The 13,473-nt window shown below is 59.4% G+C and carries 15 protein-coding genes; 11 read left to right on the top strand and 4 right to left on the bottom strand.

The annotated features are described in order from the left end of the window. Nucleotides 1-303: 303 nt before the first annotated feature. Complete coding sequence (locus tag NW822_RS02285; protein ID WP_414362794.1) at nucleotides 304-474, bottom strand: hypothetical protein; 171 nt, start codon at nucleotides 472-474, stop codon at nucleotides 304-306. On the opposite strand from NW822_RS02285, the gene NW822_RS02280 reads away from it, so the two are divergent. The 5 genes from NW822_RS02280 to NW822_RS02260 all read left to right on the top strand — a co-directional run bounded on the left by NW822_RS02280 (nucleotide 473) and on the right by NW822_RS02260 (nucleotide 4,860). Continuing rightward, a complete protein-coding gene (locus NW822_RS02280; protein WP_414403385.1) occupies nucleotides 473-928 on the top strand; it encodes an ABA4-like family protein in 456 nt (151 codons plus the stop codon). The two genes, NW822_RS02285 and NW822_RS02280, sit on opposite strands and share 2 nt — an antisense overlap. 200 nt (nucleotides 929-1,128) lie before the next feature. Next, nucleotides 1,129-1,911: a hypothetical protein gene (locus tag NW822_RS02275; RefSeq protein WP_414403384.1), complete on the top strand. Its 783-nt coding sequence runs from the start codon at nucleotides 1,129-1,131 to the stop codon at nucleotides 1,909-1,911. 141 nt (nucleotides 1,912-2,052) lie between these two features. Further along, nucleotides 2,053-2,475, top strand: a complete 423-nt coding sequence (locus tag NW822_RS02270; RefSeq protein ID WP_414362798.1) for an archease — start codon at nucleotides 2,053-2,055, stop codon at nucleotides 2,473-2,475. 12 nt (nucleotides 2,476-2,487) lie between these two features. Next, nucleotides 2,488-3,918 carry an RtcB family protein gene (locus NW822_RS02265; protein WP_414403383.1) on the top strand — a complete coding sequence of 477 codons (1,431 nt, stop codon included), beginning with the start codon at nucleotides 2,488-2,490 and terminating at the stop codon, nucleotides 3,916-3,918. A 321-nt stretch (nucleotides 3,919-4,239) separates the two neighbouring features. Then, nucleotides 4,240-4,860: a biotin transporter BioY gene (locus NW822_RS02260; RefSeq protein ID WP_414362801.1), complete on the top strand. Its 621-nt coding sequence runs from the start codon at nucleotides 4,240-4,242 to the stop codon at nucleotides 4,858-4,860. Between the two features lie 361 nt (nucleotides 4,861-5,221). Here the strand turns inward: NW822_RS02260 and gshB are convergent, their stop codons facing one another. Further along, a complete protein-coding gene (gene gshB / locus NW822_RS02255) occupies nucleotides 5,222-6,169 on the bottom strand; it encodes a glutathione synthase (RefSeq protein ID WP_414403382.1) in 948 nt (315 codons plus the stop codon). Nucleotides 6,170-6,413: 244 nt separating this feature from the next. Here gshB and NW822_RS02250 point away from each other — a divergent pair, with 244 nt between their 5' ends. Further along, complete coding sequence (locus NW822_RS02250; RefSeq protein ID WP_414403381.1) at nucleotides 6,414-7,142, top strand: pentapeptide repeat-containing protein; 729 nt, start codon at nucleotides 6,414-6,416, stop codon at nucleotides 7,140-7,142. 57 nt (nucleotides 7,143-7,199) lie between these two features. On the opposite strand, the gene rpmB is transcribed toward NW822_RS02250, so the two are convergent. After that, entirely contained in the window at nucleotides 7,200-7,436 is a 237-nt protein-coding gene (gene rpmB, locus NW822_RS02245) for a 50S ribosomal protein L28 (RefSeq protein WP_414362805.1), read from the bottom strand. Between the two features lie 23 nt (nucleotides 7,437-7,459). Further along, nucleotides 7,460-7,816 (bottom strand): hypothetical protein, encoded by a 357-nt coding sequence (locus tag NW822_RS02240; protein ID WP_414403380.1) that lies wholly within the window; start codon nucleotides 7,814-7,816, stop codon nucleotides 7,460-7,462. Between the two features lie 181 nt (nucleotides 7,817-7,997). Here NW822_RS02240 and NW822_RS02235 point away from each other — a divergent pair, with 181 nt between their 5' ends. From NW822_RS02235 to cobN, 5 genes are all read left to right on the top strand, one after another. After that, nucleotides 7,998-9,104, top strand: a complete 1,107-nt coding sequence (locus NW822_RS02235) for a dockerin type I domain-containing protein (protein WP_414403379.1) — start codon at nucleotides 7,998-8,000, stop codon at nucleotides 9,102-9,104. A gap of 156 nt (nucleotides 9,105-9,260) precedes the next feature. After that, entirely contained in the window at nucleotides 9,261-9,413 is a 153-nt protein-coding gene (locus NW822_RS02230) for a hypothetical protein (RefSeq protein ID WP_414403378.1), read from the top strand. A 3-nt stretch (nucleotides 9,414-9,416) separates the two neighbouring features. Further along, complete coding sequence (locus tag NW822_RS02225; protein ID WP_414403377.1) at nucleotides 9,417-9,710, top strand: hypothetical protein; 294 nt, start codon at nucleotides 9,417-9,419, stop codon at nucleotides 9,708-9,710. After that, nucleotides 9,707-10,894 carry an SBBP repeat-containing protein gene (locus NW822_RS02220; RefSeq protein WP_414403376.1) on the top strand — a complete coding sequence of 396 codons (1,188 nt, stop codon included), beginning with the start codon at nucleotides 9,707-9,709 and terminating at the stop codon, nucleotides 10,892-10,894. The genes NW822_RS02225 and NW822_RS02220 overlap by 4 nt, the downstream gene beginning before the upstream one ends. A gap of 289 nt (nucleotides 10,895-11,183) precedes the next feature. Continuing rightward, on the top strand, nucleotides 11,184-13,394 hold the full coding sequence (gene cobN, locus NW822_RS02215) for a cobaltochelatase subunit CobN (protein ID WP_414403375.1): 2,211 nt from the start codon (nucleotides 11,184-11,186) through the stop codon (nucleotides 13,392-13,394). Nucleotides 13,395-13,473 lie beyond the last annotated feature (79 nt).

Below are 13,473 nucleotides of genomic sequence, written 5' to 3'. Positions count from 1 at the left end.
GAGGAAGGCATGGCAGGATAACGCCGTTTCCCCTTTGCGCCTTCGCAAGAAGCCAAGCCATATGTGGCCACTCCTCAAAGTTCTGTGGGGAAAGCTCGCCTCTCCAGCCAAGACGGCGCCCCAGCCTAGCAGCCCTCTCCCTGGAATGCCCTTGCTGCCACCTGGGAACCTGCCGCCTCAGTTACAGCAGCCCAGCAAGGCAGGGCTTACCGCAGCCCAGCAGGGAGAGAAACCTAGGGTGTTGCTCTCTTCTCCGGAGCAATCCCCCGACGCTGAGGCAGGAGAATCCCGTATTGGCCCAGCTCAACCTACCTCCGCGGCCAAAAGCATTAGCCATCTCTGGGCCTTGAGCGATAGCGGATCCCGGATTTCTCGCATTGCCGCCACCAGCAACAGTGGCCGTCGTGCTGTCAGCTCTATTGCAGGGGTTGTGAGGCCGAGAATAGACAGGTAATGTTGGAGGTTGCCAAGCATGCTGGAGATAATCTTTAACGCAGCCAACTGGTTCGCGCTACCTTTTTGGGCCTTGATGATTCTGCTGCCGGGTTGGGGGGTAACCCGTAGGGTAATGGCATCGCTCTTGCCCACTGCCCTTTTGGCAGCAGTTTATCTCTATCTTCTGGTGAGCGGGTTTAACGCAGGGACTCTTGGAGAGTTTTCCAATCCCCAGCTTTCTCTGAGCACTCTGACGGCTCTCTTTAGCCAGCCCTCGGTGATGGCTACGGGATGGGTTCACTACATCGTCATGGATTTGTTTGTGGGGCGCTGGATCTTCCTGGAGGGGTGGGAAAAGCGGGTATGGACCACCCATTCGCTACTTTTGTGCTTGTTTGCCGGGCCAGTGGGCTTGCTCTCCCATCTGCTTACGGTGGCGGTTGTCCAGGCATATCGGCAGAAGCAGTCAGGACTGCCGCAGGAGTCGGCGTAACCGCTCCCTACCGCTGCAGATTCCGTGGTTCAGGGCCAAGGGTGTGGCAGGTTTTTCGGCCTGCCTGTAGAAGGCTAGGGGTGGGGCGCCACAACAAGGGGCTGGAGGGAGGGATCCCAGGGTCCCCCAGCAAGACGGAGTTCTTAGAGGCTAGGATCTGGGATAGGAGCCTTCGGCCTTGAGGCCGGAGAGACGGTTCAATGAGGACTAGAGGCGTAACTTGGTTTCCCCCGCTTCAGCTTGACCTGCGTCCCCAGCAGTGGCTAGAGAGCTGCCTTGGAGCAGCAGCCGCGGTGGCCCTTACGGCTGGAGCGGCCTGGGGGCGGCCTGTACTAGAGGTGCGCATGACCATGGGCCTGCCCATCAGCCCCAATTACTGGTACATGGTGGCCCTTAGCCGAGCCGGTAGCCCCGGTCCCACTGCCAACCTGGTGGATCCCAGTGTCCGCGTCGGGCCCAATGAGTACGCTTTTGTGCGGGACTGGGACTACCTCATTCGGGTTACCCCCCTCAACGAGGAGTCCGTCTTGCAAGCCACCATTCAGCGCTTTGGTGAGCAGGAGCGGGAGTTTGCCGTCGGCTTCAACCAGGTGCGGGTTGAGCGCGTTAACCGTGACCGCGACACCCTTAGGTTCCGAATCGACCTCTCGGAGTTAGAAGGCCTAGACGGGCAAAACCAGGATATCCAGGTGGCTTTGCTCACCGCCCGCGCCCCCTTTCGCGTTGCTCCCGAAGAAACGAATCTAGCCATTGATGCCACTCGCGGCGAGCTACCCAACTACTATCGCCTCAGTCTCTCCAACCAGCGGCAAGTGGTCGTCGACGATCCCCAACGCCAAGAGACGATGCGCCGCAGCCGTGAGTTACTCCAACAAAGTGGCTCTGGAGGCGGTCTCACGCGCGAGCTCATTGAGGGAGGAGCGCTAGAGATTTTGGCGGCCAACATCCTCACCTTTGAGTTACATCTTCTTTCCGGTTTCTAGGGATCCCCTGCGTGGGAAGTTGTCAACTCAAACCTGCAGAACCCCCGTGCTGTAGCCGTAGGGTCAGCGGCAGGAGGATGTCAGTCTAGGTGGCAGGTGGCCTCTGGCTTTGGTCTGCAAAAGATAGCTAAGGAGACTGCCGTGGTACAGGCAAAATGGGAGCATTTTGAACACATGGCCGACATTGGCGTCCGCGGCTATGGGGCAACGCCAGAGGAAGCTTTTGCCCAGGCAGCTCTGGCCCTAACCGCTGTAATCACTGACCTGGATAAGGTGGCTCTGACGGAGCGGATAGAGATCGAGCTAGAAAATTCAGGCGATCTAGAACCTGTGTTGGTGGATTTTCTCAACGCAGTGATCTACGAGATGGCAGTTAGAGGAATGTTGTTTGGAAAAGTTGAAGTGCATCTTGCAGAAGACCATCTCAAGGCTAGCCTGTGGGGGGAAAGAGTTGACCGCATCAAGCACCGACCGGCAGTAGAAGTTAAAGGGGCAACTTACACGCAACTCAAGGTGGCCCAAGAGGGTGAGCTTTGGGTGGCACAGTGTGTGGTGGACGTGTAAGGGAGGCAGTCTATGGATATCAGAAAACTTGAGCGTGTAGATGAGACGGTCTGGCGCATTCCTCCTAAAGGCAAAATGCGTGTCCCGGTCCTCATCTTTGCCGATGAGGAGTTAATCCGGGAGATGGACGACAAAGTGGCTGAGCAGGCCAGCAACGTGACCACCTTGCCAGGGATCGTGGGAGCGTGTTACGTGATGCCGGACGCCCACTGGGGCTATGGCTTTCCCATTGGTGGGGTGGCCGCCTTCGATGCGGAAGAAGGGGGAGTGATTTCCGCTGGCGGAGTGGGATTTGACATCTCCTGCGGGGTAAGAACCCTGCGGACGGGGCTGACGCGCGAAGAAGTGGAGGAAGCAGCAGAACCCTTAGCCAATGCCTTGTATGCCAGCGTACCGGTAGGGCTCGGCAGCCGCAGCAAGCTTTCCTTGAGCGACAAAGAGATGGAAGCCATGCTGGAAGGTGGGGCAGAATGGGCTGTGGCTCAAGGCTACGGCAAGAAGGAAGACCTAGAGCGCATCGAAGAACATGGCCGCATGCGGGGAGCAAAGCCAGGCGAAGTCTCCGCCTACGCCCGTGAGCGCCAGCGGCGCGAGATGGGAACCCTAGGCTCAGGTAACCACTACCTCGAAGTCCAGGTTGTCGATGAGATCTACGATCCCGAGGTTGCCGAGAGTTTTGGTCTCAAGCAAGGGGAAGTCGTCATTACTATTCACTGCGGCTCGCGGGGCTTGGGTCACCAGATTGGCACTGAATATTTGAAGAAGATGCAACAGGCGGCTAAAGAGCACGGCATAGAACTACCTGATCGCGAGCTGGCGTGTGCGCCCTTGCAGTCCAAAGTGGGGCAAAGCTACCTGGGAGCAATGCGGGCAGCCGTCAACTGCGCCTTGGCTAACCGCCAGATCATCACCCACTGGGTGCGCCAGGTATTCGCCGAGCTTTTTCCCAAGGCTGAACTCGACCTCATCTACGATGTCTCCCACAACACCTGTAAAGAGGAAACCCACGTCATAGAGGGGAAAAAACGCCGCCTGTTTGTCCACCGCAAAGGGGCAACGCGCGCTTTTGGGCCTGGCCACCCAGAGCTCCCTCAAGCTTTTCGTTCTGTTGGTCAGCCGGTTATCATCGGTGGCTCCATGGGCACGGCCTCCTATATTCTAGTTGGCACCGAGCAAGGCGAGGCACTTTCCCTCTCTTCAGCTTGCCACGGCGCCGGAAGGGCAATGAGTCGCAACCAGGCCCTCAAGGCCTGGACAGGGCAGGAGATTATCGAACAACTGCGACGGCGCGGCGTCATTGTGCGCAGTCCTTCTCTGCGGGGGGTAGCTGAGGAAGCGCCCCAGGCCTACAAAAACGTGGACAAAGTTGTGCGCGCTGCCGACCAAGCCAAGATTGCGAAACTCGTAGCGCGCTTAAAGCCCATTCTGTGTATCAAAGGCTAGCTATTCCCCAACAAGGGGAGGCCATTTTTGGGGGCTTAATGGCCCCTTTTTTGTTGTTGCCAATTCCTAGGGAAACAGTTCGGCAGTCTAGGCACTTGAAGAGAGGCCAATCTGGATTTTCCAACTTCTAGAGAAGCTGTTGAGTGCTCAGCTGCAGCCAGTGCTTTAGCGAAGCGGACAGCTTATCCACATGAGGTTTTGCCGTGCTTGTGAGTTATTCCTCAAGATGTGTTTGCCCAAGCACGGATCCCCTAGAAGAAGTTGGCGTGTGCTTCCTCCTTTGGTATACTGCGCTTTGTACCTCGATACTGCAGGTGCTTTATGACTGCCACTTACCTACCCTTAGCCCAGACTTTTCTGCCCCGTCCTTCTCGCGTTCGCGATCTGCTGCTGGTGGTGGGAGGGAGCCTAGTCGTAGCAGCTCTAGCGCAGGTGCGGATTCCTTTGCCTTTTACGCCGGTACCCATCACTGGACAAACCTTTGGGGTAATGCTGGTGGGGGCAGGCTTGGGGGCCAGGCTGGGCTTTCTTGCCTTGCTGCTGTATCTGCTGGAGGGGTTACTAGGACTGCCCTTCTTCTCCGGCGGCGGAGCCGGTCTCAAACACCTAACTGGGGCAACAGGAGGCTACCTGCTGGCTTTTCCCCTGGCTGCAGCGCTGATGGGCTGGTTTGTAGAGCGCTGGGGGGCGGATCGCAGTCCTTGGAAGATGGCAGCAGCCATGCTCTCCTGCTCAGTTTTGATCTACGCTCTGGGAGCTACCTGGCTGGGAGTATGGCTGAACGAGAATGTCGGCCCCACCTCCGTCTTGGCGGTGCTCAGCAAGGGGGTGTTTCCCTTCATCCCCGGCGATGGGTTGAAGTGTGGGCTGGCGGCAGTCCTGTTGCCCGCCACTTGGCGCTGGCTAGGGCGGAAGCAGCCAGCAGCTGCTCCCGAATCCTAGGGGGCGGGATTGGCCTGGCGAGAATCTAAAAAAAAGATGATGTTTGCCGGGATCGAGTTCTTTTTCTGGGATTCTAGTACTTGATCAAAGCGGTGTTCAAAGCCACCCATTAATGGAGCGCTTCTTATTTTGCTCTAGGGCTTTGTAGGTCGCTGGCCGGTCGCGACAGGCCCCCTTTGGGGGCTATTTTTATTGAATTGACAGCGCTGAAGAGTTTTTGATAGCTGAGAACCTGAATACAACTCGGTGAGGGATGGGGGTGCGGCACTGGACTTTATAGGCCCCCCGCAACGAGGGGGTAGAAGGTCTTGGCTGTAGAAATTCCCGTGGCTGCATGCATCTAAATGAGTGCGGGGGGAGGTTAGGTTTTAACAGGCACTTTTTTCTCCAACCACTCGGCCACTTGGTTAGCCAGATCAACTCCCTGTAACTGACTGATCTCCCGCAACATCGTTGGGCTAGTAACGTTAACCTCCGTCAGCCGCTCACCAATTACGTCAATGCCTACAAAGTAGAGTTTCTCCTGGCGCAGTACTGGCGCCAAAGCTGCGCAGAGAGCCCGTTCTTTTTCGGTAATCTCAGTTTTCTCCACCCGACCGCCGGCAGCCACATTGCCGCGAAAATCCCCCTCGCCGGGAATGCGATTGACGGCGCCCAAAGGTTCACCCTCTAGCAACAAAATGCGCTTATCTCCCGCTGCTGCCTGGGGCAGATACTCTTGCACCATCACGGGCAGCCGGCCAAATTGAGTGCTCAGCTCGATGAGGGAATTGAGGTTGGGATCGCCGGCGTTGGCCCGCAGGATCCCTTCTCCTCCTTTGCCGCCCAGGGGCTTGAGCACTGCTTGCCCCACCTGCTCGACAAATTGGCGGAGCAAGGCCTTATTGCTGCTAACACAGGTGCGCGGGATCCACTCTCTAAATTGCAGGGCATAGAGCTTTTCGTTGGCGGAGCGGATGCCAGCGGGATGGTTGAGTACCAAGGTACGACTGGGAGGGAGGCGATCCAAGAGGTAGGTGGCATAGAGATAGGCCGTATCCACCGGCGGATCCTTGCGCATCCATACCGCCTGCATTTGGCTCAAGGGCACCAGGCGCCGTTCTTTGACCTCGTACCAGGGATCCGCCTTTAGATCCAGCCGGATTTCAGATACCGCCCCCCAGGTTTCTCCCTGATCCCAGTAGAGATCGGCTAGTTCTAGGCAAAAAATGCGGTGCCCGCGTCGCTGCAGCGCCTCCATCAAGGCAACGCTGGTGTCGTGGCCCACCTGCAACTGGGGCAGTGGATCGAGGATAAAGGCTACCTGCATAGAGGGTTAGGGTTCACAGACGAAGGGCTGCCCTGAGTATGCAATAAATCGAGGCCAATTCAACTAGAAGGCCATCTCGGCAAGGGTTGCCAGAACAGCTGGCGGAGAGCCATTGTTAACTTCCTCTTAACCTCAGCAGGCGGTGCAAACGTTAGCCTGGTAGCTAGGGGTCTTTGTGAGCTAGCGGTCAGTTGCTAGCGGGGTTGATCGAGTTTCTAGACTGCTTGTAGGGAATAGCCAGCCTGTGAGTGCCCCTCCCTCTCAGCCCTTGGAGCCGGTTCGCATTGAAACCACGCGGGACTTGCTAGCAGCCCTGCGGGAAGGACGCTCCCTGGTGGGTGCCAACCTCGAAGGTGCTTACCTCTCGCGAGGCCTGTTCGACCGCATTCAAATGCCCAAGGCCAACCTGACGCGGGCCAATTTGCGCTCCCTTAGCATGCAGCAGGCGGATCTGCGGCTGTGTAACTTTCGCCGTGCCGAGATGGAGCGGGCCAATTTTGCCGCTTCAGATCTGCGGGGATCCAGCTTCAGTCAAGCCGTGGGAGACTACAGCAACTTCACCGCTGCCAAGCTGGACAAAAGCAGCTTTCAGGGGGGGCGTTTCAGCCACTCCATCTTTCGCGCGGCTAGCCTGGTAGCTGCCAACCTGACAGAGGGGAACTTTTTCGGCGCCGACTTTCGCCAAGCCAACCTATTTCGCTGCAACCTCTCCCAGGCTGTCCTGGCCAGTTGTCAGTTGCAGGAGGCCAACCTTGACCAGGCCCTCCTGGTGGGGGCCAATCTACAAGAGGCCCAAATTGAGGGGGCCAGCTTTGTTGGCGCCGACTTTACTGACGCCAAGCTCTCCGAGGAAATGCGCAAGTTCTTGATTGAGCACGCCAGCGGCACCAACGAACTAACCCAGCGGGACACCCTCAACACGCTGCTGGCGGGGCTTCAGCCCAAGTCGCGCAAGCTATTTGGGTTGCTGTAGAGGCCTACTGGCTTGGATCCCAGGCCCGCCTAGGGGCCCAGTTTCCCAAGCGACCTCTTAAAATTGGTTGAGGTCAATGCCAGCCTCGCGGGCCATGGTTCCTATCCCCTTGGTCTTGAGGGTTTTTAGGGCCTTGGTCGAAAGACGCAGGCGGACAAACCGCTTGCCCTCTTCCCACCAGATGCGCTTCCACTGCAAGTTAACTTCCTGTAGGCGCTTGGTACGTCGATGGGAGTGGGAGATGGCAAAAGCGTTGTTGCGTTTTTTGTTGGTCAGTTGGCAACGACGTGCCATGGAATACAAGCAACTCAGCGCTGCTATTGTATAGTGTTTTTCCGTTGGTCAGCAAGTTGGGCTTGCAACTGGGCTAGCTCTGCCCTCAATTGGTTAAAGGTTTGTTGGCAATGGTTGACGCTTCTTAGAGGCAGCTCTTCGTTTTTAGCAATGCAGGTTACCTGGACAGACCCATCGGAGGTCTGGCGGGTGCGATCCACAAACACTTCCACTGTTACCAGCTTGGGGTAGGGGTTTTTTCCAGGAGGCTCGCCGGCCACCCAGTAGTCAGGGCCACTGTGGAGAATGGTGAGCTGGCAACGCTCCAAGAGGGCGCGGATTGCTTCGCTCAACTGCTCGGCTGAACCCACAAGCTGGGTAACGCAGGAGTATCGAGCCATAGGGGAAGCAAGTCACCACGGCTATCCTACCATCAAGTTTTCGGCTCCTGCAGCCGAAGGCAAGTGAGCAAAATTGCGCTCGAGAGTACCCTGCCTCGGCTTAAGCAGTCCTGCTGCGGGAAAGTGAGCTGAGTTACAACATAGAGGACGCCTTCCAGCTTTTTCCCTACGGAAAGTTGCCATGTGTAGGGTTTCCCGTTTAGCCCCTTCTCTCTTGCTGCTGGGATCCCTGAGTTTTGGCTGGATGGGTGTTGCCGCTGCCCAGGTTCAGCCTTTTCAACCGGGCGATCTGGATGGAGATGGTCATTTGACGGGGCAGGATCTCAACCTGCTGGGAGCCTATTGGCGCGGAGAGCTGCAGTTAACCAACGAGCAGATTCAAGCTGCCGATGTCAATCAGGACGGGCAGATTAGCGAAGCCGATGGGCAGGTTCTCCAGCAGCGCCTTCAAGCCGCTACGGATGCTCCCCCAGGACAGGGGCAGTTAGATTCTGCCTACTCGGGTCAGGTGGTGGATCGCCTGACGGGGCAGCCCCTGGCCGGTGTGGAGGTGGCCATTCCGGGGGCGGGGATTTCAGTGCGCACGGATGCTCAGGGTCGGTTTCGCCTGCCGGAGCCGCTGCCGGCAGAGGAGATTTTGGTAGCGCGCCTGGAGAATTACTTGCCCTATTCCCAAAGTACAAGCAGAGTTTCAGCCGGCGGGGATCGACCTTGGCAGTTGCAGTTGGAGCGCTGGGATCCCAACACAACTCTGGTCCTGGAGGCAAATGTCATCCGCCTGGGCGATAACCACTACTCCCCGGAATCCGCTGCCGCCGGGCAATTTCTTGGTCCTGCCCAAGGGGTGGAAATGACCCGCTCCTTCAGCCTAGAACGTCTGCCGCCCCGCCCACCGGTTTTGCGCATTGGATCCCTGATTGGGTTGGACACAGCCGCTGCCTATCGGGCTGGCCAGTCCCGGATCCCCACTGCCGATATGTCTCCCATGCGCGTGCTTTTGAACGGGGTAGAGGTGGAGCAGCTCCAGTTGGGAGGAGACGACCTACACATCCCTCTGCCGCTGCAGCATTTGCGCCTGGGATCGAATACGGTGACGCTGCGCACTGGCAAAACGGTGCTCCAGCCGGGCAGGATCGCTGGCGGCCCCCGGATCAGTATCCCTCTTTTTGGGGGATCCCTGGATATCGTTGTGCCGCTGGGGAGTGACACCCTCGGCCAGGATGGTGGGGCTTGGGTGGACTACGACGATGTGCAGTTGGCCAATGTCGCGATTGAGATCCCCAACTAAACGCCCAAGCTAACTTGCGCCAGTTAGGCCGTAACTTGCGCGAAGGCTTTCCAACTTCAAAGCATGACCTGGGTGTCGTTGTAGCGCTGAGCCCCTACGGGGAGGCCATTTGCGCTGCTGTTGGGGGAAAGCAAGCCACAAGCGCTGCTAGCTGCCGTGGATGGATTGGTGTACGACGAGCTGGATCAATCGCAAGCCCATTTGCCCCAGCGTCAGCCTCCTCCGCTCCACCTGCTCATTGTCGGCGTCGAAGCCCTCTCCCTGGTCTCTTGGCACCACCCGGCTGTTTGGGGAGTGCCGGCGGGCTGACGTTTGGCTGCCTGTTTCCCCGACGAGCTCATCGAGGCCATCGCGCAGGAAATCCATCCCTGGGCTATTGCCGTGCAGTGGCAGCCTGAGTTCAACTTTGAAGAGGCCCAGCCTTTTTGCCTGTTCCAGGGCAAGCAGCACTGCAGTTTTTGCCGCGCCTGGCTAGCCCTGAAGCAATGCCTCAGGTTACCTAGGGATCCTGTGCTGCTGCAGAAGACGTGGAGGCTTATCCCTCGCGATAGCTGGGGAGAGCCCTTGCTATGCTTTGCCCAGTGCCCCCCAAAAGAGGGCCTATGAGCAGGAGACAGGCACTGGCTAGAGCAGTTCTGGGCGGCTTAGCTTTTTTCGGTTTAGGTTTTGGCTGTAGTCCCAGCCCTTGGCTGCGCCAGTTTGGTACCCCTTCCTCTGACGAGGCTCGCGCCATCGCAATTGATGGAAAGGGAAATATTTGGGTGGCGGGAGTAACGGAGGGAAGCTTTTTGGGCCAAAGCTCGGCAGGGGGTGGTGATGGTTTCTTGCGCAAGTACAATCCCTGGGGCCGAGAGCTCTGGACACGGCAGTTGGGCACCCCTGCTTTAGACGAAGTTGTGGCGGTGGCAGTGGACAGGAGAGGGAACACCTGGGTGGCAGGAGTGACCTACGGCGCTTTCCCTGGCTACAGCAATGCCGGCGCAAAAGACATCTTCCTGCGTAAGCACGATCCCCAGGGTCGGGAGCGCTGGACGCAGCAGTTGGGCGGTGCTGAGCCTGACCAGGTCACTGCCATTGCCGTGGATGGCAAGGGCAATGTCTGGGTAGCCGGAAATAGCGGAGGCAAGAGCTTTGTGCGCCAATACAACGCTGACGGCAAACCCCTCTGGGTCCGCGAGCTAGGGGCCCAGGTCACTGCCCTGGCCGCCGATGGGGCAGGAAATCTCTGGATAACCGGATTCGTCCGCGACCGCACAAGGGCCGGCGGCTTTGTCGGCCAGTATGATCCCAGCGGCAACCAGGTTTGGCTGCGCCAGTTTTCCAACAAAGGGGGCGACGGCACTCTTGCCATCGCTGTGGGAGAGGAGGGAAAAGTTTGGGTGGCGGGCTATACCCAAGAGGCTCCTGCTGGACAGGCCTTGCTCCAGGGGTACAGTGTCTTTGTGCGGCAGTATGATCCCTACGGCAACGAGCTCTGGAGCCGCCAATGGGACAGCGCGAAAGGGGAGCGCCCTCTGGCCATTGCCGTGGATAGGCTCGGAAGGGTCTGGGTGGCAGGATCCACCCAGGGATTTCCTGCAAGTCGCAGCGATGCCTTTGTCCGCCTCTACGATACCAACGGCGGCGAGCTCTGGCGCCACCAGTTCGGCAGCGCCGACTTCGACTGGATCCAGGCCATGGCGCTAGACCAAGAGGGCACCCTCGGGGTGGTAGGTGTAACCTGGGGATCCCTCGCCGGAGAGCCCCATGCTGGTCTGAAAGATGTCTTTGTGCTCAAGTACGGCCGTTAGGTTGACACTCCCACCGCCTCAAGGCGTAGGGTTCTTACGTAGTGGCGCTGTCAAGACGCCTCTAGACAGTCCCCTGAGGCAAAGCCCTGCTCGCCTCAGCGGGGCGGAGCCCTCTCGCGTCCCGGACGCTTACACCAGGCGGATTTTTCACCGTGATTAGCTGCTGGCCCGGGAACGATACACCTTTTCGGCAAGTATACCCTTTTCCGCCCCCCACTCAAGTGCAGGGCTACCAAGCTATCCTTCTGGGTAGTCTCAAGGAGATGGCGAGGCGCCTGGCGCTGGCTCTATGCACCGGATAGCTGCTTTGCCGGGGGGATGGGATCCTTCCCAAGGCGGGGTCGTTTTCCTGGAGCAGGATCCGGCCCCCATCGTTGTCCTGTCGGCAGCCGACACGGATCTGACGGCCTTGAGCGCAGCCATGCGCCTGCTGCCGGCTGATTTCCCGGCGGTGCGGGCGGCTAACCTCTTGCAGTTGCAACAGCCTCTGAGCATCGACGACTACGCCGAGAAGGTGTTGCGGCAAGCTCAGGTGGTGCTCCTGCGCCTGTTGGGGGGAAGGGCCTACTGGAGCTATGGCCTGGAGGTGGCCAAAGAGGTAGCGGCAGCAGCGGGATCCACCCTGATTGTGATCCCTGGGGATGACCGCCCCGATTGGGATTTGGTTAGCCACTCCACCGTGCCCCTGGCAGTGGCCGACCGGGTGTGGCAGTACTGGCTGGAGGGAGGAGCAGCCAATGTGGCGGCTTGCTTGAAATTCTTGGCCAGGGAGTTCCTGGGACAGGAGTACGCCGTGCCAGAGCCGCAGGTGCTGCCTCGGCTGGGGATCTACCATCCCCCCCTATCCCCCCTCAGGGATCCCCACGCCCCCAAGGTAGGGATCCTGCTCTACCGCGCCCATGTTTTGGCGGGGAATACGCAGCCAATAGATGCCCTGGCCAAAGCCCTGCAGGAGCGGGGGTTGCAGCCGCTGTGTCTGTACACCTATGGCCTGCAGGAACCGGACTTGCCGCAGGCCATCCGGGAGCACTTCGGCGGCCAAATTGAACTTCTGTTGAACACCACTAGCTTTTCCCTGGCCCGCCTGGAGAGCGAGCAGCCCGATGTCCGCCTCTGGCAGGAGCTGGATGTGCCGGTTGTGCAGGTGGTCTTGAGCAGTGGGTCGCGGGAGCGCTGGGAGAACTCCACTCGGGGCTTGGGGGCGCGGGATCTGGCCATGAACGTGGTGTTGCCGGAGGTGGACGGGCGCATCCTCAGCCGCGCCATCTCGTTCAAGACGGTTCAACAGTGGGATCCCCGCCTGCAGACGGAGATCATGGCCTATGAGGCTGTGCCGGATCGGGTGGCGTTTGTGGCCGAGCTGGCGGCCAACTGGGTAAAGCTGCGGCGCACTCCTGCCAATCAGCGCCGTCTAGCCTTGATTTTGGCCAACTACCCCAGCCGGGATGGACGGCTGGCCAATGGGGTAGGGTTGGATACACCGGCAAGCTGCGTGGAGATCCTCAAGGCCCTGGCGGAAGCTGGCTACCGCGCCTGTCCACTGCCCCAGAGCGGAGATGAGCTCATCCGCTGGCTAACCCAGGGCCAAACCTATGATCCGCTGGGATCCCTACGCCCGGCGCGGCAGGTGCTGCCGGCTGCCCTCTATCGGGAGTGGTTTGCCCAGTTGCCTGCCGCTGTCCAAGAGGATCTGGTGCGGCAGTGGGGGGATCCGCCCGCCCACGACCTCCCCATTGTCGGCCTGCAGCTGGAGCAGGTTTTTGTCGGCATCCAGCCGCCGCGAGGCTACGACCGGGATCCCTCTTTGAACTACCACGCCCCAGATTTGGTACCGCCCCATGAGTACCTAGCCTTTTACCTGTGGCTGCGGCAAGTGTTTGGCGTGCAGGCGGTGGTGCATGTGGGCAAGCACGGCAACCTGGAGTGGCTGCCTGGCAAGGGATCCGCCCTTTCAGCCACCTGCTACCCAGAAATAGCCTTGGGGCCCCTGCCCCACTTCTACCCCTTCATCGTCAACGATCCCGGCGAGGGATCCCAGGCCAAGCGGCGGGCTCAGGCTGTCATCCTCGACCACCTCACCCCGCCCCTAACCCGCGCCGAGCTCTACGGACCCTTGGCGGAACTGGAGCGGCTGATGGACGAGTACTACGAGGCCCAGCAGATGGATCCGGGGCGCTGCCCGCTGATCCGCGCCCAGATCCAGGAACTTGTCCGCCAAGAGCACCTCGACTTGCAGTTCAACCTAGAGAAAGAGGAAGACTGGACCCGCCTCGATGGCTACCTCTGCGAGCTCAAGGAATCCCAGATCCGGGATGGACTGCACATTTTTGGCCGCACCCCCACTGGCGAGCAACTGGTGGATCTCCTGTTGGCCCTGGCCCGCTACCCGGGTGCTGGACAGTTGGGCCTTACGCAGGCCATCGCCCGCGACTGGGGCTGGGACTGGGATCCCCTGGCCGCCGACCTCACGGATCCCTGGCCGGACAAACCGCCGGCCTAAAAGTCGCTACCGAATTGCAAGGGAAAGCTCGCCGCCTCAATCCCTAGCCCCCCTCTCCCTCCGGGAGAGGGGCAGGGGG

It is taken from the genome of Synechococcus sp. H70.2, from assembly GCF_047462275.1.
In the GTDB taxonomy this organism is placed as follows: domain Bacteria; phylum Cyanobacteriota; class Cyanobacteriia; order Thermostichales; family Thermostichaceae; genus Thermostichus.
This window is presented reverse-complemented; position numbering and strand designations above follow the sequence as displayed.